Below are 23977 nucleotides of genomic sequence, written 5' to 3'. Positions count from 1 at the left end.
GTACTGGTTGTAATTTTTTGTTATTTTCAATATATAGAACTAATCGATGAGGAGGTAAGAAATTTGAAGATACTCCACTTTGAAAAGGAAAAATATGAGCTAGACAAGACATTAGAACAAGAATTGTTAAAGAAAATCACCAAGCTCCAACTTTCTGAACAAATTGAAGAAAAATGTGATTTATTAAAACAGTTAGCTTACCTTTATTTTCATGCAGGCCAACTACATAAAACGATAACTATCGTAGAACAAATGGATTCTTTCATATTCGATCATCCATATTCGACACAGTTAAGTTTTATTTATTATATTCGATCAGAATTTGCACTTTTATATAATGATTGGACATATGTACTGGAATATTGTGAACAAGGAATTACGATTGCCCAACGATTACAACAGTTTGACTATGTCAGTCACTTTTATCGAATTTTACAGCAACTTGCGCTAAATGATGAGCGCTTTGAAGACGCCATTACCTTAGGACGTTTAGCTATATTTTTTGCAAGAAAGCAGAAAGTTCCACATCTGCACTTTATTCAACAATGTAATATTGGAACACTACAGGCTTATTTATACCTCGATCAACTTGAGCAGGCAAAAGAGCTCAAAGTAGATACAGGGGAGATTGAAGATGCCATCGTTTTAGTACTAGTTGAAATAGCAAAGTATTTAGTTGAATCCCGTAAGACAACACATAAAGAAGATAGAATCGAAAATTTACTCCAGTGTTTGATTGATGCACATCAATACAATACAGTGAAGAGCCTTATTCGATTGCTAAGGGAAAAATATTCTCATATTGAACTCGACCAACATTTACTAAACAATTATGCAAGTTTTGAAGCCGATGAACAAATGATTCAAAACTTTGAAAAGCTTGCCTATTATGATCAGTTGCGCGCAGTATTTGTGACAAATTGTGATAATGAAAAAATGGGGTATCATTCAGGAGAAAGTTATCGTAAATTATTGAACACGCAATTTGATGAAACGGATGACGAAAAATATATTTCCATTATTACCTTTATAATTCATGTAAATGAACCTGATTTATTAAATAAAAATATTAAAATAAAGTATGAGCAGTATTTAAAAATCAATCAAGTTTTTTCTGATTTGTATCCGCAAAGCTTACGGGGAAAATACTATCCAACGTCGTTTTGTGCGATGTTTATTACAGATGAGCCATTAGATATGCAAAAGATTGGTAATGATTGTCAATGTTATTTAAATCAAATGGATTCCATGTTAGAGGACAAGCAAATCCATTACTATATCCACATGGGTGGTTCTTGTAAGCAAAAGAAACTTTTACATTCGGTACATGATATATACCAAGAGGCGGAGCAAAGTTTATACTATGCACGTGTTACACATCAACCAATCGTAATCTTTGGAAAGTAGGGGATTCCATGAACAAGCAAACACTATTCATGCTCAGTTGTGAAGATCACGAGCTTTTTAAACAAGTATTAGAGCAGCATCATATGCTAATCCCGCTCATTTACGAACCGAAAGAAATGGCAAGTATTGTTTCAAAGCAATTAAAAGACATCTTTTTTGCAGTCTATAAAAATTCCGATGAGCTATTTATTTACCCAGAGCTTTCCTTTTTACATTCATTCCGCACAATTCTCATTGAAAATGTAATGAGGTGTGCAGTTGTAAAGCAATATGGCTATAAATTACATGGCAATGCGACACGTAGTTTTTGCTTTGCAATTTACTTAACAAATTTTATTGCCGATTGTTTAACAGATTATTTGGAGCAACATCCTGAATATAAAGCAGAGTTTCGCTTATTTATCTCACATGCGAATACCGATTTAGAAGGTCTTTTTAACGAGACTTTTAAAAAAATCCAAACCTATCCAAAAGAAATTATGGTCGCCAATTCAAATGTTGTGAAATATTTTACGTCATTAATGTCGTCAGAAGAACAGTTTTTTGAAAAGGGTTTAAAAGAGGCTTATCATCAATCGTCTGCACTTTGTGACCAAGTCTATTTTGATGCAAGCGCCATAAGTAATGGTTTAAAAACTGACAAAAGCCGTTCAAGCTGAGCTTTAGAATACAGTTCTTTTAGCTGTTTCAATAATTAGTTCTCCAGGTTCTCTGTTTTGCGCCTCAAATTTTTATGGTTACTATTACTTTAAATAAATCTTTACACTATTTGTTTGAGTCCGAATAAGGGGGATTAACAACGGTAAGACTTCGTATTTTATACACGTTTTTATTCATTAAAGCCGATAATGTAGCAACGTCCAAAATGCTCCTAAACGTTGCTATGACTGGATTTTAATAAACGTGCATAAAACAACGCATAAACAATGTGCATAAAGAGAGCCACAAAACGTTGAATTCACAACGTTCGTGGCTATTTGGTGTATTCCCAAACTTTGATTTGGGAACGTTTATTAAGTTTGGTTTGTATACTTTATAAATCTTTTCTACATTAAAGTTCATTTGCTTACGTCTTTTTTCGTTCTTGACTTCTTTGTAAAGTTAGCAGCAAATATCCCACTTCCTAATGCAATAAATATTGCAACCCAAGTCCAAAAACTCATAAAACCACCTCCTTTTTTCCTTCTTATTTATTAAATAAGAAGGAAAAAGAAAATCCCCTATTCAAAATAATAAATGGGGATTTAGTTACCTAACTTTCATTTGGGAACGTTATTTAGAATAGCCATTCAAATATTATTGCAATTAAATACAAGGGTACGGCGACTAAAATAAAACCCGCAATGAAGTAGGATATTAACTTTAATATATCAAATATTGCACCAGCAAAATCATCAATGAATTTTAACATTTAACCACTCCAATTATTAGGTGTTTATTTTATCATATACTAATTTGTATAATTTAACCATTTTAGATTAATACGAAAAACGCTACCACAGCGGTGTTTGGGAACATTCCTTGCTTAACGTTGTAAATCCGTTTTTTCTGACGGGACCCCGTTTAGCGTTGTAAATTCCTAACATTCTTCAATAATCATTTAACACTAAATATAACTGTAAATGTACTTCCTGCACCTGGCTGACTTTCGACCGTAATCTGGCCATCGCAAAGCTTCACTAATCGTTTGACTAATGCGAGCCCAATACCATACCCTTGCGCGTTGTGAGAAGCATCACCTTGATAAAACTTTTCAAAAATACGTTGTGTAGCTTCTTCACTCATCCCAATGCCCTCATCCTTGACCAAAAACGTGATTCCGTTATCCGCTTGCACAAGCTTCACGGTAATCGTGCCGTTTTGTTCACTAAATTTAATCGCATTGTCTATAAGGTTCAGCCAAATATGCGCCATTAAGTCCGCGTTACCGTGATATAAAACCGGTTCGAGGTCGACGTCCAAATCGAGTTGCTTTGCAGCCCATTTCGGTTCCAGTAACACGAGGATTCTTCTGATCTGTTCATCTAATTGAAACAAGGCCTTTTCTGGGATGATATCCAGATGCTCGTACTTTGATAGGGTCAGTAAGTTGGTGGATAAACCCGCTAATCGGTCCGATTCTAGGAGAATAATATTTAGATATTCTTCTCGTTCCTCCTGCGTTAGCTGTTGATTTTTTAAGAGCTTCGCAAAGCCTCGGATCGAAACAAGAGGCGTTTTTAATTCATGCGAAAAATTATTAATAAAGTCACTTCTGAGCGTTTCAATATTTTCTAGTTCATGGGTCATTTTATTAAAGCTCGTGGAAAGTTCCTCCAGCTCGACAATGCCTTTTACATTGATTTTCGTCGTGAAATCACCACCTGCTACTTGGTGGGTCGCATCGATGACTTGGCGCAGTGGATTCAACGCTTTTTTGCTAAAAAAGATTGTTAAGGTTGTGCCGAGTACGATACAAAAGAACGAGAATGCACCCAGGTGGTATTGCGACACGTATGGTAACAGAAAACAAAGACATTACACAAGAAACAGTTCGTCAAATCGAAGCAGCTCTTCCGTTACGCCGTTTAGGTACAGCAGATGAAGTAGCTCATTTAGTTGTATTTTTAGCAAGTGATGAAGCAGCCTATATTACAGGTGCTGAGCATATTGTGGATGGCGGGCAGTGGATTCAATAAATTTTATTTTCGAAGAGCATTTCCTCCAGTAAAAGGGAAGTGCTTTTTTTAAACTAAGATGCATTTAATTATTATGTTTTTGGAGGTACAAAATGAAATTTGGAATTATTGGAGCAGGGCCAATCGGTCAAAGCATTGCTAAGAAATTAGTAAATAGCGGACACGAGGTAAAAGTAGCAGATGTACGAGGAATGCAACGTTTAGTAGGGAAAACAATCGTTGGGACAGCTGTTAGCCCAGAAGAGGTTGTTCAGAATATTGAGGTGTTAATCATCTCTGTCCCACTACATGCGATTCCGACGATTCAGCCTCTCTTAGAGCAGGTGGGAGATAAAGTAATTGTTGTGGATACATCGAATTATTATCCATTTAGAGATAAACAAATCGAAGAAATTGATCAAGGGATGGTTGAAAGTGTATGGGTTACAGAACAGCTTGGGCGACCCGTGATTAAAGCGTTCAGCAACCTACTAGCCTTTACATTAGAGAATAAAGGGACAACGGCGGGAACAACGGGGCGTATTGCGATGGCTGTTGCAGGGGATGATGAAGGGCATAAACAAATCATCATGGATATTGTAAACGAATGCGATTTTGATGCTGTCGATGCAGGCTCTATTACTGAATCTTGGAATATGCAACCGGGTACGCCGGCGTATTGCACAGAGCTAACGAAAGAACAACTAGTGCTAGCCTTAAAAAAAGCTGACAAACAGCACGCACCTCGATTACGTGATGAGATTATGTCGCAGTTTTCATTTGATTTCACACATGAAGATATTGTTGCACTGAACCGAAAAGTTTTTGGGGCGTAAAGGTAACCCCCTCGTTTGGTAACATTTCATGCCATTCAGAACAAGTGGATCGAACAGTCCTCTTTAAAATAATTTCTCACAGCGTCTCAGAGCGTTATTTTTTATAAAAACAGCGATAAACACTGTGAAATCAGTGTTTGCCGCTGTTTGAAATGCTACCTAACTTTGAATTTGGGAACGTTATTTGAATTTATTTTGTATACAGTATTAGTTGTTGTTACATTGGGATCCCTGTTAGTGCAATAATGATAAATAGTTAATTCAATTCAATCGTAATTGGTTCGAAATCAATTCGTTTATTATCACTTTGACTATTACTTACATGGGCGAATGGGTAAAACGTAATCGATGTTGCCTCGGAATCCAGTCCATGAATTGTTGCATTCCAGGTGATATCTTCACTCGAATCCCCACCTTTTGTGTCAGATCCACCATTATATGGAACTTCATATTTATTGCCTAAATTATCAATCGCACTCAACTCAGCCTCAACATACCTCCATCTTTCATGAACAGCAGGATCGATATCTTGTAAGTAATTGATCGTTAAATTAACATCTGTTTTGATTGCATCGATTAGCTCGATCGTTACCCCCTCTTTGTTTACTTGCTCATTAATTACGATCTGTTTTCCTTCTAGCTTGTTTAAAGAAAATTCAAAATGCCAGTCACCTTTCATTACTTTTTCTCCTGAATGAATTGCTTGAGGACTCCACTCTATATTCACTTTGTCTTGTGGGTTATCACGCATGGATACCGTCATCATGCCAACATAGCCAACACCGTTCACATACTTCCCACCATAGCCTGCGTTACTTATATTCGTTGGCATATTTTCAAAAGTCGGAAATGAACCTAAATCCTCTTCAGCTCGTAAAACGTATGAAAGAGTTACCGTACTCCCATCGTAAAATGCTTGCTCAATAATTATCTCAATCCCATTGCTTTCTTCAACTAAACCAATATCTGTACTGATTTCCTCATATGCTTGATAGTAGCCTTCTTGTGAAATGAAATAGTCGAATGCCTGACCAATAATCGGAATTTGTGTAACAAAGTTAGCAAATACAGGTGAAACATAAACAGATGAAATTAGACCAATCGATAGAATTCCCACGGCAGCAGTATATTTAACCATTCGTTTAAAAGGGAATTTCCGCTGCTTCTTCTCTTGCTGAAAAGCGTCAGCCAAAATAGCGTCTAATTCTTTAGAAGGAACAGGAATTTCATTCATAGCCTCTTTAAATCGGTTTTGTTCGTTCATCTATGTACACTCCTTTCAATGCCTTTTTTATTTTCTCTAACGCTCTTTTACCATTCGATTTCACTGTGCCAATCGGTTCGCCAAGCACCTGTGCTATTTGTTCGAAAGTCAAATCCTCATAATATTTTAAAAGCAGTACCGTTTTATATTTTTCATCTAACCGATAGATCGCATCAAGCAAGTCCAACTTTTCATCAGATGTTGCGATTTCAGTAGAGAGAGTTTGCAATTTTAACTCATCAATTAAAATTACATTTTTTTGTTTATGTAATACATGAAGCGACGCATTAATACAAATTTTCATCAGCCATGTTGTGAAATACTTTGGCTCTCGTAGCTGATGAATGGACTCAATCGCCAGTAGCACCGTTTGCTGAAAAACATCTAGTGCATCCTCTTTATTTTGAACATAACTATAAGCAGTTCTATAAAGCTTATCTTTTTCTTGATTTAGCAAAAATAGTAGAGCTTCGCGATCTCCTCTTATAGCTTGCTTTGCCTTCTTTTCGTTAACCGTCATGTTTTCACCCCCTAATTATTAGAGAACCAGTCATCGAAAAAAGATGCACTTTTTTATAAGAAATTTAAAATTATAGCAGTGGAGCTAGTTGAATAAAAAATTCTCCAAAGCGATGGGGGAAGAAAAGCAGCTAAGACAAGAAGATGTCCTAGCTGCTCACCTGAATGTTCCAAAAGTTTCATTTGGAAACGTTTATTGAACTTATTATGAATATTTTATAAATTCTTTACGGCTTGAAAGTATATTCAAAAATTATTTAGAAAGCTTGCTATCTTTAAGGACAATAATCAAGTAATACGTCGCATAGTAAGCGAACATAATTAAGATTAAACCAGCTCCCCAAGAATTTCCCGCAGCGTATTCTATATTTTGCATTCCATTTGCTTGTTCCTGTAGCTTACTAAGATCCTCCAATGTGGCTAAATAATAAATACGATAAATTAATCGCATAAAGAATAAGAGTGTCACTGCACTACCAATCCAAATATTTGGTCGAAAGTACCAATCTTCTTGTCGCTTTTCAAAAGTGGTTTTTCTAAATCCGTAATAAGCTAGAGAAGCACCTATTAAAATGCCTAGAATATCAGAAATTAAATTTATAGGATGAGAAATTCCTAATTTTAATAACCACAATCCTACGATTAAGAAAATGATAGCTCTTGCTAACAATTTTCTTTGATTCATTTTTTGCCAACCAGTATTTCGACGGAATCGGCGATAAATGATAAAAAGAAACAAAATAGAAATAATGATAATTGCACTAATAGATAATTGCATAAAAACCTCTTCTTTTAGATATTAGTCTAAGAATTTTAAATGAATAACTATACTTAATAAATAATAGCATAACGGTTTATTTCCAAAGCGCGTTTGGTAAACAAAAGCAGCTAAGACAATGAATAGTCCTAGCTACTCGATTGAACGCCACCTAAGAATGATTTAGGAACTCTATTTGGATAGAGTTGTATAGCCTATACTTAGTTAAATACAACAAATAAAATGATAAACTTTTCGCTATGTGCATCTACTACAACCATTCAATTCATTTAGGGAATTAATTTTTTCCTTTTATAATCTAAAAGTATCGGTGTTATATTTAGTATTATAGAAAAAATTGTCAGTATCCATAACGACTTTTCCATAGTAGGCACAACATCCAATAAAGCTGCCCAATCTTCTACTTTTACCCAATTAGCTATTACACTATTTTCTGCACATAGCGTTAATGCTGTAAATGATAACCCCATTGCCATCGCAAACTTGTAATCTTTTCCTCTTGCATACATATAAAGATTGATAAAAGTTGATACAATTGCGATAAGACCCAATATTATCCACATAATAATACCTCCAGTAAACTTACAATTTTTAATAAAGACATAAATTGTAAACACTTCTCTAAAAATCCACTTTCAACAATGGTTTGAAGGTATTTTGATGAGTGTTGCGTTAGTAACGATACTTTTGAAATTTATTATATAGTTCTTTGGTTTGTCCATCTTTGAAAATTACAAAAGGAATACTACTATTAACAAAATAATCAAAGCCAAATTAGAATTCAAAATCTATTTTTAAACCGTCAATATCTGCATTTTTTACATATGAACGCTTTTTCTAGTTAATCCACGGCATTCGAAATATTCCAAGCTGCTTTCTGTGTTTTGGGCTCTTTCTCATAAGGATGGTCGTGCTGGGCGATAATGAAAATCGCGCCTTGCTCGATGCCGTGACCGTAATGGACAATTTCCTCTCGAGATAATTTCATATTACGTAAGCAAACTTCATAGACATTTTGTTGCATGACGACACTTAAGATTTGATCCACTAAATTTCCTGCTTGATGAATTTGGAGATCTGTATACATTTTCAACGACTGTAGTGGGAGGATGTCTTTAGCGAAAAGATGGATTTCAAACTCTGAAAAGCCGTGCCCACGAATGATATTTAATTTTTGAGTTGCTTCCTCTATTGAATAGACCAATGCAATTTCACGTCGATATTCCAACTTTCTCACATCCTTTTTATGTATTTTTACTTATTTTAATAGATTTCATTCGAATAGTGTAGTTTTTCGATAAATCAGTACCCAATTTTTCAAATTATATCCTGTATAATATGATTAAAAGAAGTTCAAATAGAACAAGTGGAGGGTGTTAGATGTTTCTAAAATCCGTCAAACTAAAAAAAGAACAAATTCAAGATTATCGACAGTATCCATTTTCAATACCGTTCGTGCGCTACATGGATGAGCTTGATTTAGATGCACCGGTGACGTTTTTCGTTGGAGAAAATGGTGCAGGAAAGTCAACTTTGCTCGAAGCCATCGCAGATCAAATTGGATTTAATCCAGCAGGTGGGAGCACGCAAAATTACAAGGCATATGATGTGGATCAGTCGGAATCGGCACTCGGTGATTATGTCAAATTATCATGGTGGCCGAAAGTAACGAATGGCTTTTTCTTGCGAGCAGAAACCTTTTATCAATTCGCATCGCATTTAGACGACACCGATATGAACGGCTATAGGGCATATGGGGGGAAGTCACTTCACCATCAATCTCACGGGGAGTCGTTTTTTTCGCTTTTTCAACATCGTTTCAATGGGCAAGCCATCTACTTATTAGATGAGCCAGAAGCTGCGCTATCACCAACGAGACAGCTGGCATTTTTAACGCTAATCAATGACTTAGTGAAACAAGGCAATGTCCAATTTATTATTGCAACGCATTCGCCGATTTTACTAGGCTATCCGGATGCCGTTATCTACCAGTTTGATGAGCAAGGAATTGAACCGATTGAATACGAGCAAACCGAGCATGTCCAAGTTACCTCTTACTTTTTGAAGCATCGTGAGAAAATGCTGAAAGATCTGTTTGAGGAGGATGAGGAAGAATTTTGAAACCTTTGTAACTAAAAACTAGTAAATAAAGAAAGCAAAGGAGAAGATAAGGTGAAAAAGTTCATTTTTATTTGTGCGTTTTGTTTTCTACTAGTTGGGTGTAATGAGCAAGGACAGTCCGATTCAATCATGAACACAGCAGATATTCATTTTGATGTTGATTTTAATTTAGAGCAGAAAAAAAGCATGAACCTATATATTGAGGAATATGAATACGGTCATTTAAAAGAAGATCGCTTGATGAATTTCGGAAAAGAAGTAAAGGGCAAAGGAAAGCTAGAGCTTGCAGTATTTCGCTTAGGAAATCCAGACGATGAATTATTTTTTATCGGTGCGATCAACGAAGGGAAAAACAGTGCATCTGCACGATGGATTACCCCTGCACCAGCCATAGCTTGGGTTACGAGTGATGCGAACTTAAACAAATTGACAAAAGATACAACCGAGATTATCGGGGCAATTGGCTTTTTTGACGAACAATCGACACCGATGAGTTTGCAAATCGACCCGGTACGCGGAGAGTTTGTTGCCAATTACGAAAAAATAAAAACAGTTTATGTTGTTATCGTGGACGTTCGATAAAAGCATCGCACGTTGTAATTTACTTAGACAGTTATGAATATTCAGTATAAACTAGTTGTAAGAGGAGGCGGAACAGATGGAATGGCAACAACTACAAAAGCAATCGGAAAATTATAAACTCCAGCTATTAGAAGTGGAGAAATTAAATAAAAAGAAAATAACGATGGAACGCTTAATCCAACATGCCCAGCGTGAAATTACTCACTTTAACCAAGAGTTAGCGTCAGCTAGGAAAGACTTAAATAAATTAGAGGAATATTCATTCGTTAATTTATTCCGAGAATGGTCTGGGAAGAAAGACGAACTCATCGAACAAAATCTAGACCGGGTTGCCGTGACGGAACTAAAGCTTGTGGAATCTCAGCTTACATATGAAGATTTACAAGATGATTTAGTCGACATTATTCATAAGTTAAATGCTATCAATGAAGAGTTTGTTGTAAAAGAATTAGACCGTCTTGATCGAAAGAAACAGCTTTATATAATGCAGCACGCACCGCTTATAGCTGATAAATTGACGGAGATTATGGAGCAAGAGCTGTTATGTAAACAATTGATCGTAGAAATTGGGGAAGCAATTGATGCTGGTAATAAAGCATTAAGTACATTAACGGATGCTGGTTCTTCATTACATCAAGCGTCAAACTATTCAACATGGGATACGTTTTTAGGTGGTGGCTTTATGGCAACGGCTTTAAAGCATGAAAAATTGGATGAATCGAATAGCCAGCTTCACTTAGCACAAATTGCCTTACAGCGTTTCAGCAATGAATTGTTAGACGTAAAAGATATGCGTAATGATGCGATTCAAATTGATACGGACGGCTTTGTGAAATTCACTGATTATTTCTTCGATAATATTTTCACGGATTGGTCCATTCATTCGAAAATTTCAACATCGATGAACCAAATTTCTCGTGTACAAGATGACGTGAGTAATACGATTCAACTATTAGAAAACAAATTGAACTCAACATTGCGTAAAGAGGCGGAGTTATTCCGTGAAAAAGAACAAATTTTAACTGCGGATGAACAATCGTTGTTTTTTCAAAAATAGAGGCGTACAATAAAGAAAACCTATATATGAGTAGGGTTCAACAACAATTCGTACCTCCTAGGAAAGCTAGGAAAATGATAAAATCGGTACGTTAAAAGGAGATTTTTAAATGAGTCGCTTAGTAGAAGAATTTTTAGAATTAGTACAAATTGATTCTGAAACAAAACATGAAGAAGTAATCGCCCCAATTTTAGTGAAAAAACTAGAAGATATGGGCTTTGATGTATTCCAAGATGATGCACATACACGTAACGGACACGGCGCGGGTAACATCATCGCTACTTTAAAAGGTGATGATTCTATCGAGCCAATCTACTTTACTGTACATATGGATACGGTAGTACCTGGCAATGGTATTAAACCAGAAATCCGTGAAGACGGCTACATTTATTCAGATGGCACAACAATTTTAGGTGCAGACGATAAAGCAGGTATGGCAGCAATTTTCGAAATGGCACGTCGTATTAAAGAAAAAGACATCAAACATGGTACAATCCAATTTATCATTACAGCAGGTGAAGAAAGCGGCTTAAAAGGCGCGAAAGAATTAGACCCTTCAAAAATTATTGCAAAATACGGTTTTGCCGTAGATAGCGATGGTAAAGTAGGCGGAATCGTAGTTGCAGCGCCATTCCAAGCAAAAGTGAATGTAAAAGTATTTGGTAAAACTGCGCATGCTGGTGTTGCACCTGAAAAAGGGATATCAGCGATTACAGTAGCTGCAAAAGCGGTTGCACAAATGAAACTTGGTCGTTTAGACGAAGAAACAACAGCGAATATTGGCCGTTTCGAAGGTGGTAAAGCAACAAATATCGTATGTGATGAAGTAACAATTTTTGCAGAAGCTCGTTCGATCGACGAAACAAAATTAAATGCACAAACTGCACATATGAAAGAAACATTTGAACGTGTTGCGAAAGAATTTGGTGCACGTGCTGAAGTGGAAATTGCACTAGCATACCCAGGTTTCCGTGTTACAGAAAATGATAAAGTTGTACAAGTGGCACAAGCTGCAGCAAAAATAATTGGTCGTACACCACAGCTAGGTATTTCAGGTGGTGGTAGTGATGCAAACGTCATCGCTGGGTTCGGCATTCCAACAGTTAATTTATCAGTAGGCTATGAAGATATTCACACAACTAGTGAAAGAATACCGGTTGAAGAATTAGAGAAATTAGCCGATTTATTAGAAGAAATTATTAAACAAACATCTAAATAAGAGGTGAACGTATGGGATTTGAAAAAGCGGTCGTTTTTGCATGTGGAACTGAAGACTACGCAGTACCAGTAGACCAAGTTGTATCGATTGAAAAGTTAGAGCGTGTGACACCGATACCACATTTACCAAATTATTTGCTTGGTTTTACCCGTATTCGTGGTGAGCTAACACCAGTCATTGATTTTGAACGAATTTTATACAATCGTCCAACGACAACGGATACATCAAAAGTGATTGTATTATCCACAGATGTGGTGAATTACGGTTTACTCGTTGGAGATGCGAAAGAAATTTTAGATTTTGATGAAAGTGTATTAAAACAAATGGGCTTAGTGAATTATGAAAAAACAAAATACTTCACAGCTGTTGCCAATTTGGAAGACCGTATGATTTCATGCGTGGATCCAAGTATTTTAGTTAATTCATTAGAAGGCATTCGTGAAATAATCAATTATTTACACAAAATGCTGGAGAATGAAGCTGAACAAACAAATGCATAACAGTGTAGCGGTATCGAGAATATTCGGTACCGCTATTTCTTTTTATTTGGCCCATCAACATATGTTGGGAAGATGATTAGGGATTCCTTTTTAATCCAGTCCGTTCTGCTACGCTACGGGGGACGCTTTCCTGGGGGCGTGGCTCCATCTAACTTGTTGCTTGCCTATACGGCGGCAAGCAACAAGTGGATATTCCGCGCACGCTTAATCGAGGGCACTGAAAAACTATCGTTTTTTAGATTGAATCCCTTTTGACATAAAAAAATAAGGCATGTTCGGTTCAATTTCAACAGAAAATGTCTTATTACTTTGTCTATTCCTTATTCTTTTAAGTTTATTAGTTTTAATATCCGTTTTAAATTGACCGCAAAGATGGTTGTGGCACTTTGTATTTCCATGCCAAATAGACCCGTGCTATTTGCCGTATGATAGCCGTGCCCATTCTTTAATTCACTATTTTTTGCCTCAATTTTATAACGTTCTTTAGAAAGTTTTTTGAATTCCTCCGTATTTTGAAATTCTTCCTGTTCTACATGCTCTGTTGATTTAATTGTTACGTTATAGGTTTTTGTTCTAGCACCTTCTTTATAACAATTTTCTTTGATAGGGCAAACCTTACATTTTTTAATATCGAAGTAATATTTCAATTGATCGTTTCTTTTGGATTCGTCAGGTCTTTTCACAATCGCTTTTCTTTTTGCTAAATGCCCTGCTGGACATACGTATAAGTCAGCGTCTTTATTGAAAGTAAATAAGTCATTTTTTTTATGTCCATTCGTAATTAATGGGTGTAGTTTTGATACGAGTTGAATTTTTTCATCTTTGACATAGGTTAAATTCTCTTTACTTGAATACGCTGTGTCTGCTAATAGGGTATCGAATGCCATGCCTGTGCTTTTACTTTTTTCAATTAACTCTTTCAAGTAGTGCCCGTCGCTTGCTTCGCCCGTCGTTACCACTGCCGCTGTAATAATTCGTTCATCACTCATCGCAATATGGGTTTTGAATCCAAAGAAAGAGGAGTCCGCTGTTTTATGACCAACACGTGCATCTGGGTCACTTGAGTAACTAAGATGAAAGTTTGTATCTTCAATCACTTCTTTTAAAACATTTAACTTTTCTTGTACAGCTGGAACTTGTGCCATTTTTGATTGTGTTTCAACGACTTGTACCACTTGATGGCAGTAAGCTAATTCATCTTCTAGCTCATTTGTTGTTGGCTTGACAGGAAATTTTTCTTTCATTTGTTCATCAATTTGATAAACAGCTTTACGCACATTTTTCGCTTTTTCTTGTAAAAATTCTTTAGGAGATTTCTGATTAAAACGTGCTTTTGTATGTGTTGCGTCGACTATAAGCATTTTACTCGTAAGAATGTCTTTTTCTAAAGCAACTTCAACGGTCTTTTGAATTAATAAATCTAAGAGATTCACATCTTGAAGTCGAAGACGACGGAATTTTGTGAGAGAACTTGGATTAATGACTTCATCTTCTGGCGCCATATCTAAGAAATATTTGAATGACATATCATATTTTGAACGTTCAACTAAATCTACATCCGATAGATCATGTATCACTTTTAAAAGTAGATATTTAAACATACGAATCGGTGGGATGGCATTTCGACCATTATCTAAACAATATTTATTTTTTAGCTCATCCAAAATAAATGAAAAATCAACAAGTTCATTGATTTGGCGAAGCATATTATCTTTTGGAATGATTAAATCATAAAGAGCCATATAAGGGCTTAAATTTAGGGTTTCTTGTTTAGGAATCATGGTCACACCGCCTGTAATTAATTAATTTTATTATACTATGAAAAAAAGCGACTGCGGGACTTTTTCAGTGCCCTCCGCTTAATCCCCAAGGAGTCGGCCCCTGTGCTTCGCGTCACTCCATTTTGGAATAAAAATCAACCCCATGTTTCGGTGATGAACCTTTTATTTGCCACCGTCATTTAAGTGTTCGAATCGATTCACTTGGCTATGCCACCAATTTAGTTATACTGTTTAAAGAATAAAAAGTATTTAAAATAACAACCTTAAGTAAGTAAAAAATTTTTTTCTTTTTTAATTTAGTAAATAACTGGATTGGAATAAACTAAAGATGCAATCCTTAGCTCAAACGAAACGATAACTGTCCAATATAATGATTTTCATGGAAGGACACTCGAACGGTTTCCTTTAGCATTCCAAAATGGTGGATACAGCATCAATAATTAACATATAAATACCAATAATTGAAAATTGTTCCGCATTAAGTTAACCTATAATTGAAGGGGTGTAATTAAAATGAGCGTTGATGACGTTTTTTTGATGGTTACAATATTGTCTATTGTAATTTGTGATGGAATAGCAGTGTATTTATACCTTAAAAAAAGATTTCCTTTATGGGGTTCAGCAATTATTATTGCTCTTTTAGTTCCGGTGATTGCTTATAGTTTTGTGGAAATAGGAATTGATTATTTTGAAAATAACAATACTGATCCAGATTACTCAGGAGTAGAAGTTGGTATTGCAGGGGCATTTATGGCGTTTGTCCTCGCAATAAATGCAATTATCATATTTGTCATAGGAATTATTTTAAATGTTTCTACGTTTATCAAAAATAAAAAAAAACATAAAAACAAAACACATAACAGCTTGAACTTGTAATTTATCAATTAAAGGAGCACCAGATGCCTAAGAACAATCACATAATGTCTGATCACACAGACAGTGTTTATAATCGACACCATATTTTGTGTAACAACAATCATGTGTCTTACAACAATTATCTAAAGCATTTATACCATTTTTTGAACTATCACATGCGGGATAGCCACCACAATTTTTACCACAGTAGATATATCCACCAGCGAGACATCCATCAAAAAAACCTTCTGCATTTACTTGTTCAAGTAATTGACCTGGATAATAATTTTCATCATAATTATATTCCTCTTTGAATTTCGATTCTGTCTCTTTATTAGCAACAATTACTTCATCAGTTAATGTATTTTCAATAATTGATACGGTTTGTTCATTAGCAGCTCTAAAAACAATTAAATGATATTCTTTTGAATTTTCTACTGTTCTTTCGTTGATAAGGGTACCGATGAAAAAGTCTGAAGTATCTTCAACATTTCCATTAAAATAACGAGTAATGTAACGAACACTAAATTTATCATCAATTTTTAAATCAATGCCTGTTGCAGTAACTATATCATTTTTCGGGGTAACAGTATCAAATTTTAAACCATCAATTACTTCCATTGAATCTACATCAAAATCGAATGGATGGTAATGTTGAACTTCCTTAATTAAATTATGGAACTTTTTTTGCCCTAAAATAGCCTCTAATAATTCCTTTTTATCTTCATCGTTTAAATAGTAACCAACATCCATATATAATTCCTCCTCAAATTTTTTATCAGTACTGATATTTTATAAAGAAGTACAAGTATCCTATTTCACAACCAATTAAGGAAAAAAGATTTTATTAATTCGATTAAAGACAAAGCCAATTATTAAATTCAAAATAGTGATTGATATAGTATTTTCAAAATTTATTGGTTCATATAGTTCCATATAAAATACATGATACGTTTTTTCAAAGCTACCTAATGTAGCTAACTCTATTGAAATATATAGTGCTAAAAGAGTAACTGTTAAACTAAGGTCGGAGGTTAAACTAAATATTAGAAATGCTAAACTACTGATTAACAATAGCTGAGTAAACAAGAGGAATATCGCTGCTATAAAGTTAAAATCCTCATATTGAACTTTTAAAACTAAGCAAATAAGAACGCTTGGAAACATTAAAATAAGGAAACTATATTTATAGGTATTCATTATTATCGAAATAATAAAACAATTTAGGTATACTAAATAGGTAGTATCAAGATACATAACGGAGGAATTAAAATGAGTTTATTATTTAAACCTTTTTCTATACGAAATCTAACATTAAAGAATCGCCTTGTGATGGCGCCTATGTGTATGTATGAAGCAAATGACGATGGATTTGTAAAACCGTTCCATGTCGTGCATTATGCGAGTCGTGCGATGGGTGGGATTGGCAGTATCATTTTGGAAGCTACAGCGGTTTGTCCACAAGGTCGAATTACAGCAAGTGATTTAGGGATTTGGTCAGATGCACATATCCCAGGGTTAAAAGAAATTACAGAGCAGATTAAAGCTTATGGGACTGTGCCAGGAATTCAGCTTGCTCATGCAGGTCGAAAAGCGACAGTGGATGGTGAAACTTTTGCTCCTTCAGCGATTGCCTATAATGAGAGCTATAAAGTGCCAACAGAAATGTCACTTGAACAAATTAAAGTGGTAATTGAACAGTTTAAAGTAGCTGCAGAACGTGCAATAAAAGCTGGTTTTGAAGTATTAGAAATTCACGGTGCCCACGGTTATTTAATTAATGAATTTTTATCGCCATTATCGAATAAACGTACCGATTCATATGGGGGTTCCACAGAAAATCGCTATCGTTTATTACGTGAAATTATTGATGCGATTCGTTCAATTTGGGATGGCGTGTTATTCGTGCGTATTTCTGCAGATGATTATGCAGAGGGAGGATTAAACGCACAAGATTATGTGCAAATCTCCGAATGGATGAAAGAACAGGATGTTGATTTAATCGATGTTTCGACGGGTTCCGTTGTACCAGCAACAATTGATACGTTTCCGTTATACCAAGTGCCACATGCTGTAAAAGTACGTGAAGCAGGCTTACCAGTGGGTGCAGTTGGGCTTATTACGACAGGGAAAGAAGCGGAGAGTATTTTACAAAACAAACAGGCTGATGTCATTATTATTGGCCGTGAATTATTGCGCGATCCATACTTTGCGTATCATGCTGCAAAAGAACTTGATGTCAAATTAACACCAGCTGTAAAAACATATCAGCGTGCTTGGTAAATGATGAAAGCCGACAAACTTTTGATTGTTTGTCGGCTTTTAATTATAAAGAGGGCTTTTGTTTTTTCTTAAATTGTTTCACATATGCATAGCCAGTAAAGACAAAGACGAATACGGAAATAATGGCAAGGGTTAGTACTAAATTGTCTTCAACCCACGGGACATTGCCAAGTAAATAGCCGCCAAACAGCCAAACAGCTGTCCAAATAACGGCACCGGCAAAGTTATAACGAACAAATTTCCAATACGAATAGTTCATATAACCGGATATAAATGGCGTCATCGTACGCATTAATGGAACAAAGCGTGAAAACGTAATGGCAACACGGTCATAATTGATTAAAAATTGATGTGCCTTTTCAATCGTTTGGTCAGGTATGAATCGTTCTAACGGCCTGTACTTTAATGGGATTTTCTGGATCGTTTTGCCAATATAATAGTTATTACTATCGGCAAGGGTGGTCGCCAAAATAAATACGATGAACAAAACTGTTAAATCCAATTTATCAATTGCAGCTAGCGTGCCACTAGTAAACACGGTACTGTCACCAGGTAAAAAAGTTAACAGTACAAAGGCAGTTTTCGTAAAAACAACGGCGAATAGTAATAAGTATATATAAACTCCTAGCTCTTTTATGTAATAGAAAATAACTTTATCGATCTCACGTAAAAATTGAATGAATTCTAGTAGCACATAAGCCCTCCCATCTCACAAAACTGATATCAACAGTATAACTGAAAAAATGTTTTTTATCCCGCATTAACAGGCAGTAGAACTTCCAACTGCCTGTAAAAGCCCGATTGGTGAAAACTAACAATCCATGTGGGATGCCCCCGACTCTTGAAACTTTTTACTGATTTTCCCGTATATAAAAGAGAGGTGAGGAGAATGAATAGTTTTGAACGACCAAAATTACATATTCCAAAAACAAAATTAGAATGGATTTCTGATAGTCTTGGTTATGTTGCACTTGCTGTGATGGTTGGACTTATCGTTTTTAATTGGAGCAAGATGCCTGACCAAATTCCCGCACACTTTGGCATATCAGGCGAGGTTGACCGTTGGGGTTCGAAAATGGAGCTATTCATATTACCAGGGATTGCAATTTTCCTTCAAATAGTGATGACGGTAGTTGAAAAGTTTCCAGAAACGCATAACTATCCAGCTCGTTTCAATGAATCCAATGCAGAAGCGTTCTATACAAACAGCCGCCAGACGGTAAACTATATGAAAAATATTATCAATGTTTTGTTTGCATATGCCGTCTATATTACTATTAGCATTGCACTTGGTACCGAAGCAACTTTGGGTTGGCCATTTTTTGGTTTGCTGGCATTATTATTGATTGTGATGGTATGGAAAATGATAGGAATTTATAAAATTAAGTAAAGAGGAGTTTTTTGAACATGAAAGCTTATTTAGCAAATGGGTTATTCTCAATAGGGGATCGCTATGTCAATGAAGTGATTGCAAAAGAGCTACGCGCGGCAATGCCGAGTATTGAGCTATATGTACCACAGGAAAACGATGCAATTAACGATAAAAATGCCTACGCAGATAGCTTAACGATTGCACGTGCAGATTTAGACAGTTTGAAGGCAAGCGATGTCCTTATTGCGGTCATTGATGGCGTGGAAATCGACTCAGGCGTTGCTGCTGAAATCGGCGCGTTCTCAATGTTGAATCGTCCCATCGTGGCGTTATTATCAGATGTTCGTCAATTAGGTCGTACGAATACGAAAAAAATTGATGCACTCATTGCCGATGGTACGGAAAATCAATTTATTTACCGAAATTTATTTGTTATTGGTTTGGTTAAGGAAAATGGTGTTGTCGTTTCTACTGTGCAAGAGGTTGTAGAAGCAGTGAAGAAAATCGAAAATCAGTCATAAAAAATGAGGCGCTTTTCAAAATTGAAAAGCGCCTCATTTTTTTATGAAGGTAATACCATCGAAGTCAATTGAGCTGAAATTTGTAGGATTTCTTCAATGACAGCATCATGATTGTGGTTGTCATTAATAATAAAAATATAATCGGCTTCATCCATTTGTGGATATTCTTCATTTTGCTTGGACGCTTCCTTTTGAAGAGCTAGCACTTCTTCAAAAGTTGAACAATCACTGCGAAAAGGAGAAGTACTGCGATTACTTTCTTTTATCCGTGCAATAATTACTTCGTCAGGAATATCAAAATAGATGAGGATACGTGTGAATTTATTTTTTGTAAATATTTTTTCGAAAATGGTTGAACGATGTACACGACTTAAATGAGTATTACATAAAATCATATTTGTGTTTGTACAGGAAATATAATAATCAAGCGCCAATTTTGACATCGTATTCTTCATAGTATGATTTCCTTGTTTTGGAAGGGAGTCTTGATAGTAAGATTGAAGAAACTCGACATGCGCTTCTTGGTCAATCACAACGGAATTGGAAAGTTTTTGTTTGAGTTCATTTGCAAAAGTTGTCTTCCCACTGTGAGTCTTTCCAATGGTCACTACAAATAATCGATTGGCCATACAGAGTCACCACTTTCTAATACAATTAATAAATAAATAACATACTTAACAAAAATTTACATATAATTAGTTTATCTTTTTTTTATAATTTTTACAATTTTTTTATTTTCATTCGTCTATAGAAGTAGGAGAGGTGAGAAACTTGGATTTTGATAAGATTTATGAGCAGCAATTTCAAAAATTATATCAATACATACGTTATATGGTGTCGAATGCGGAGCTAGCGGAAGACTTGACACAGGAGACGTTTTTAAAGTTTTATAAAGCAAAGTTTAGACACGAAGCAAGCGCTGTGACATTCATTCGGCAAATCGCAAGAAATTTAGTGTATGACCATTATCGTAAAAAAGGATTAATTGAATGGCTGCCTTTTACAAAATCACATGAAAAACAAGAAATAACTTATGTGCCCCATGATTGGATCATCCAAGAAGAAGACCGACAAACCATTTATGAAGCCTTACATCAGCTAAAGCCAATGCAGCGAGAAGTGCTCATTTATCGGAAAATTGAAGAACTCTCCATTAAGGAAACATGTGAAATTATGGGGATTTCAGATATGAAATTAGTCAATACACAACGAAGTGCTATGAAAGCTCTTCAAAGCATTTTAGGAGGTGACATTGATGAATATTGATAATCGCTTACAAAAGCTTAATAATATGCCAGAAGATGAACAAGTAAAGCAACGCATTTCACAAAAGATTAGTGAAGAACCCGCACGAAAAAAGAAGGATATCATGCTTTGGAAAGAAGTCGTACTATTCGCCGCTATCGCTTGTATTGGGTTATTTTTAATCATCACACCTTCCATAAAAAATAACCAAGCCGCAACGGATGAAATTCAACAGATTTATACGTATTTTAGTGCAAAAGAAGGCGAATTTCGTGCACGTCCTTCGATGCAATATGTCGGCATGCAACAGGTGAAATCGGATTTAACGGTTATATTTTTTGAACAAATTGATCAGATGAAAGTTGTAGAAAATGGACAACTGGGTGATCATTTTATCGATGTAATCGTAGTGAAAAATAATGAAAAGCAGCGCTATCAATTATCAGATCTAACTTTATATGATGTGGATCATCAAATTTTTTACGCAGGTGAAGGAAAACTCTATGAAGATGTTTTTGACGCGTTATATAGGGGTAAAAGCAACTCAATAACATTACTGCTACCACCAATCGTCATTTTAATGAATGTCATACCGAACTATTATTATAAGAAAAGAAGAATTAAGTTACCTGAAATAAATAAAGGTGCAACAAAATATGCAATCATCGCGATGGGTGTTTTAGTAGGCATTTTTGGTTATGCGTATTATGTTGGCCCATTGTATAAGCCATTTCTTTACGTATTATTAATCGGATATGGTTATTTTATGTGGCGAGTTGTAAAAAGAAATGTACAAAATTTAACAGTTTATAAGGTAGAAAAATGGAAAGTGATTATATTGATTGTGGCAATTGTTGTATTTGTTTATACAGGGTGAAGGCAGCGCAGGCATTACGTTTGGGGAAAGTATAAGTTTAATCGAATAAAAATGAAAACAACCTGGGTCTGTTAAGTATAATGGACTCAGGTTGTATTATTTTGTAAAAAATTATTTTTTTTAATTTGAACGAAACGAGCACTTGAAACATCTAATCTATAAGAGGTGAAGAAATGGATGAAATCGACTTAGCAAAACGTGCCATTCGAGGTGATGAGCAGGCACAATTACAACTGTTAACATTGTATCAAGACACGATGTACCGCGTGGCTTTTAGTTATTTACATAATGAACATGACGCCAACGATGCCCTCCAAGAAATGATGTATCAAGCACTAAAAAATATGAATAAAGTGCAGTCACCACACTATTTTAAAACATGGCTTGTTCGAATTGTCATCAATACGAGTTTAGGCATAAAACGAAAGCAAAATGGAGTAATTTTAACAGACCAAATAATTGAACAACCGCAACAGGTAAACGAACTCATTGAATTAAATGAAATGATTTCACTATTAACGATTGAACAACAACAATTAATTCATCTGAAATATTTTCGAGATTTAAAAAATAGTGAAATTGCACAAATTCAAAATATACCAGAGGGCACGGTTAAATCGAGATTGCATCATTCATTAAGCAAACTAAAACGGATTTTCAGAGAGGGGGATATGTCATGAGTGATTTTAAGCCAAATCATGAAGAGGACTATTTCAAATTGCTTGACGGCCTGCCGATTGATCCATCCATATCAACAGCACAACAACTTGCTCTAAAGCGTTTAAAGAAGCAACAGACCCGTAAGAAAAGGGGCATTCAATTAATTGTAGTTGCGGCAATTTTGATGATTACACTTTTAAGTTCAATTCGTTATTCAACTAATTTTGCACAAGCCATGTATCAAGTACCGATTTTTAAGCCGTTAGTTGAAATGATAGCGTTTGATAAAGGTATGGAGGATATTCTTGCAAATCAGTATTTTGAAGAAATAAATGAAAGTCAAACGCTGGATGGAAAAACGCTTACGATTACAGGTGTTGTAGCAGATGAATCGGGAATGATTATCTCTTATAAGTTGCAATCAGACGAAGATTTAGCTGAGATTTTTGGTGTTATACCTGAAGTACTGCAAAATAATGAGCCTATTCAAGCAGGTGTTAGTAGTAGCTGGTCTGCACAAGAAGAGGGCACATTCGAGATAGAAAATACCTTTGAAATTTCGGCGCCACAAGGAATGGACTATTCTTCAAAAGATTTTGAGTTGCAGTTATCATTACGCGACCGACCTGACACGGTATTTGAAATTCCATTCACTTTGAAGAAGGAGATTAAAGCATCTGAACACTACAAAATCGATAAACAAGTCGTAGTGGATGGGCAACGCTTTACAATGAATGAACTGGTTATTTCTCCATTGCGCACAGAAATCGTGTTATCGATTCATCCAAATAATACAAAACGAATTCTTGATTTTGGGGATATCCAAATTTATGATGAGCGTCAGGAACAATGGGGGAAAATTAGAAATGGTACTTCAGGTTTTGGCAGTTTAGATGATGAAAAATTTAGCCTGATGCTTGAGAGTAATTATTTTAGAATACCAAAAAGTATAACGGTTGAATTTAGTGATATTGAAGTAATTGATAAAAAAGATGAAATTATTGAAATAGATTTTGAAAAGAAGCAGGTTTTGACCCAAGCAGAAGGAGTAATCAAAGAACTTGAAATTGGCGACAATTATGAAATCCAGTATAAGGTGTTCCCAACGAATAAACATACTCATAAAACTTACTTTAGTGAAGTAACCGATGCAAATGGAGAAGAGTTTCACTTTAGTAACGCATGGATTTCAGACGATGATGGTTTTCTGCTAGTGGGGCAACAACTTGATAAAGAGTTAATAACTACTTCTACATCACTAGTAAATCCGGTACAACTAAAACTTTCACGTTATGAGCAATATTTGAGCGGAGTGGGGGTTGTTGAGGTGGACCTTAAATAATAAGTAAAAAAGAACCTTCTATTTCAAAGTTTTAATTGAAATAGAGGGTTCATTTTATGTTTTGGTGCATGTGCCATTGTCAGCTCATTGAAATAAATTGA

27 protein-coding genes are annotated in these 23977 nt (G+C 35.4%); 17 read left to right on the top strand and 10 right to left on the bottom strand.

Going from position 1 to position 23977, the window contains the following annotated elements; translation table 11 throughout:
- The first annotated feature begins 63 nt into the window (after positions 1–63).
- Positions 64–1407, top strand: coding sequence for a hypothetical protein (locus DCE79_RS10920; protein ID WP_108713084.1), 1344 nt, complete (start codon positions 64–66; stop codon positions 1405–1407).
- Positions 1408–1415: 8 nt separating this feature from the next.
- A complete protein-coding gene (locus tag DCE79_RS10915; RefSeq protein ID WP_108713083.1) occupies positions 1416–2066 on the top strand; it encodes a hypothetical protein in 651 nt (216 codons plus the stop codon).
- A 937-nt stretch (positions 2067–3003) separates the two neighbouring features.
- Here DCE79_RS10915 and DCE79_RS10910 read toward each other — a convergent pair.
- Entirely contained in the window at positions 3004–3900 is an 897-nt protein-coding gene (locus tag DCE79_RS10910) for a HAMP domain-containing sensor histidine kinase (protein ID WP_108713082.1), read from the bottom strand.
- A gap of 2 nt (positions 3901–3902) precedes the next feature.
- Here DCE79_RS10910 and DCE79_RS10905 point away from each other — a divergent pair, with 2 nt between their 5' ends.
- Complete coding sequence (locus DCE79_RS10905) at positions 3903–4085, top strand: SDR family oxidoreductase (RefSeq protein ID WP_199912273.1); 183 nt, start codon at positions 3903–3905, stop codon at positions 4083–4085.
- 92 nt (positions 4086–4177) lie between these two features.
- Entirely contained in the window at positions 4178–4900 is a 723-nt protein-coding gene (locus tag DCE79_RS10900; protein WP_108713081.1) for an NADPH-dependent F420 reductase, read from the top strand.
- A 256-nt stretch (positions 4901–5156) separates the two neighbouring features.
- Here the strand turns inward: DCE79_RS10900 and DCE79_RS10895 are convergent, their stop codons facing one another.
- The 5 genes from DCE79_RS10895 to DCE79_RS10875 form a co-directional block, all read right to left on the bottom strand.
- The gene (locus DCE79_RS10895; protein ID WP_108713080.1) at positions 5157–6164 is read right to left on the bottom strand and encodes a DUF4179 domain-containing protein; all 1008 of its coding nucleotides are present in this window, start codon (positions 6162–6164) and stop codon (positions 5157–5159) included.
- Positions 6142–6684, bottom strand: a complete 543-nt coding sequence (locus DCE79_RS10890) for a sigma-70 family RNA polymerase sigma factor (RefSeq protein ID WP_108713079.1) — start codon at positions 6682–6684, stop codon at positions 6142–6144. Before DCE79_RS10890 ends, DCE79_RS10895 begins: the two co-directional genes overlap by 23 nt.
- Before the next feature lie 252 nt (positions 6685–6936).
- Entirely contained in the window at positions 6937–7461 is a 525-nt protein-coding gene (locus DCE79_RS10885) for a CcdC protein domain-containing protein (protein ID WP_108713078.1), read from the bottom strand.
- Between the two features lie 269 nt (positions 7462–7730).
- On the bottom strand, positions 7731–8024 hold the full coding sequence (locus DCE79_RS10880) for a hypothetical protein (RefSeq protein WP_108713077.1): 294 nt from the start codon (positions 8022–8024) through the stop codon (positions 7731–7733).
- 278 nt (positions 8025–8302) lie between these two features.
- A complete protein-coding gene (locus DCE79_RS10875; RefSeq protein ID WP_234417251.1) occupies positions 8303–8698 on the bottom strand; it encodes a YflT domain-containing protein in 396 nt (131 codons plus the stop codon).
- A gap of 143 nt (positions 8699–8841) precedes the next feature.
- On the opposite strand from DCE79_RS10875, the gene DCE79_RS10870 reads away from it, so the two are divergent.
- From DCE79_RS10870 to DCE79_RS10850, 5 genes are all read left to right on the top strand, one after another.
- Positions 8842–9582 carry an AAA family ATPase gene (locus tag DCE79_RS10870; protein WP_108713075.1) on the top strand — a complete coding sequence of 247 codons (741 nt, stop codon included), beginning with the start codon at positions 8842–8844 and terminating at the stop codon, positions 9580–9582.
- Positions 9583–9633: 51 nt separating this feature from the next.
- Positions 9634–10164 (top strand): hypothetical protein, encoded by a 531-nt coding sequence (locus DCE79_RS10865; protein ID WP_108713074.1) that lies wholly within the window; start codon positions 9634–9636, stop codon positions 10162–10164.
- Positions 10165–10240: 76 nt separating this feature from the next.
- On the top strand, positions 10241–11221 hold the full coding sequence (locus DCE79_RS10860; RefSeq protein ID WP_108713073.1) for a hypothetical protein: 981 nt from the start codon (positions 10241–10243) through the stop codon (positions 11219–11221).
- A 109-nt stretch (positions 11222–11330) separates the two neighbouring features.
- A complete protein-coding gene (locus DCE79_RS10855) occupies positions 11331–12440 on the top strand; it encodes a M20/M25/M40 family metallo-hydrolase (protein ID WP_108713072.1) in 1110 nt (369 codons plus the stop codon).
- An 11-nt stretch (positions 12441–12451) separates the two neighbouring features.
- Positions 12452–12940 (top strand): chemotaxis protein CheW, encoded by a 489-nt coding sequence (locus DCE79_RS10850; RefSeq protein ID WP_108713071.1) that lies wholly within the window; start codon positions 12452–12454, stop codon positions 12938–12940.
- A gap of 320 nt (positions 12941–13260) precedes the next feature.
- Here DCE79_RS10850 and DCE79_RS10845 read toward each other — a convergent pair whose 3' ends face one another.
- Positions 13261–14721 carry an IS1182 family transposase gene (locus DCE79_RS10845; protein ID WP_108711276.1) on the bottom strand — a complete coding sequence of 487 codons (1461 nt, stop codon included), beginning with the start codon at positions 14719–14721 and terminating at the stop codon, positions 13261–13263.
- 513 nt (positions 14722–15234) lie between these two features.
- On the opposite strand from DCE79_RS10845, the gene DCE79_RS10840 reads away from it, so the two are divergent.
- A complete protein-coding gene (locus tag DCE79_RS10840; protein WP_108713070.1) occupies positions 15235–15597 on the top strand; it encodes a hypothetical protein in 363 nt (120 codons plus the stop codon).
- A gap of 27 nt (positions 15598–15624) precedes the next feature.
- Here the strand turns inward: DCE79_RS10840 and DCE79_RS10835 are convergent, their stop codons facing one another.
- Entirely contained in the window at positions 15625–16329 is a 705-nt protein-coding gene (locus tag DCE79_RS10835; RefSeq protein WP_108713069.1) for a phospholipase A2 family protein, read from the bottom strand.
- 519 nt (positions 16330–16848) lie between these two features.
- Here DCE79_RS10835 and namA point away from each other — a divergent pair.
- Positions 16849–17859 carry an NADPH dehydrogenase NamA gene (namA, locus tag DCE79_RS10830; RefSeq protein WP_108713068.1) on the top strand — a complete coding sequence of 337 codons (1011 nt, stop codon included), beginning with the start codon at positions 16849–16851 and terminating at the stop codon, positions 17857–17859.
- Positions 17860–17902: 43 nt separating this feature from the next.
- Here namA and DCE79_RS10825 read toward each other — a convergent pair whose 3' ends face one another.
- The gene (locus DCE79_RS10825) at positions 17903–18553 is read right to left on the bottom strand and encodes a DedA family protein (protein ID WP_108713067.1); all 651 of its coding nucleotides are present in this window, start codon (positions 18551–18553) and stop codon (positions 17903–17905) included.
- Positions 18554–18748: 195 nt separating this feature from the next.
- Between DCE79_RS10825 and DCE79_RS10820 the strand changes: the two genes are divergently transcribed.
- Entirely contained in the window at positions 18749–19249 is a 501-nt protein-coding gene (locus DCE79_RS10820) for a DUF1648 domain-containing protein (RefSeq protein ID WP_108713066.1), read from the top strand.
- Positions 19250–19266: 17 nt separating this feature from the next.
- Complete coding sequence (locus tag DCE79_RS10815; protein ID WP_108713065.1) at positions 19267–19752, top strand: nucleoside 2-deoxyribosyltransferase; 486 nt, start codon at positions 19267–19269, stop codon at positions 19750–19752.
- 41 nt (positions 19753–19793) lie between these two features.
- On the opposite strand, the gene DCE79_RS10810 is transcribed toward DCE79_RS10815, so the two are convergent.
- Positions 19794–20381, bottom strand: coding sequence for a P-loop nucleotide/nucleoside kinase family protein (locus DCE79_RS10810; protein WP_108713064.1), 588 nt, complete (start codon positions 20379–20381; stop codon positions 19794–19796).
- Between the two features lie 133 nt (positions 20382–20514).
- On the opposite strand from DCE79_RS10810, the gene DCE79_RS10805 reads away from it, so the two are divergent.
- The 4 genes from DCE79_RS10805 to DCE79_RS10790 all read left to right on the top strand — a co-directional run bounded on the left by DCE79_RS10805 (position 20515) and on the right by DCE79_RS10790 (position 23876).
- Entirely contained in the window at positions 20515–21018 is a 504-nt protein-coding gene (locus DCE79_RS10805; RefSeq protein WP_234417250.1) for an RNA polymerase sigma factor, read from the top strand.
- The gene (locus tag DCE79_RS10800) at positions 21008–21874 is read left to right on the top strand and encodes a hypothetical protein (protein WP_108713062.1); all 867 of its coding nucleotides are present in this window, start codon (positions 21008–21010) and stop codon (positions 21872–21874) included. The genes DCE79_RS10805 and DCE79_RS10800 overlap by 11 nt, the downstream gene beginning before the upstream one ends.
- A 173-nt stretch (positions 21875–22047) precedes the next feature.
- Entirely contained in the window at positions 22048–22554 is a 507-nt protein-coding gene (locus DCE79_RS10795; protein WP_108713061.1) for a sigma-70 family RNA polymerase sigma factor, read from the top strand.
- Positions 22551–23876: a DUF4179 domain-containing protein gene (locus DCE79_RS10790; RefSeq protein ID WP_108713060.1), complete on the top strand. Its 1326-nt coding sequence runs from the start codon at positions 22551–22553 to the stop codon at positions 23874–23876. Before DCE79_RS10795 ends, DCE79_RS10790 begins: the two co-directional genes overlap by 4 nt.
- The last annotated feature ends 101 nt before the right edge of the window (positions 23877–23977 follow it).

Origin of the sequence: Lysinibacillus sp. 2017 (assembly GCF_003073375.1) — a bacterium.
Classification (GTDB): Bacteria; Bacillota; Bacilli; order Bacillales_A; family Planococcaceae; genus Solibacillus.
This window is presented reverse-complemented; position numbering and strand designations above follow the sequence as displayed.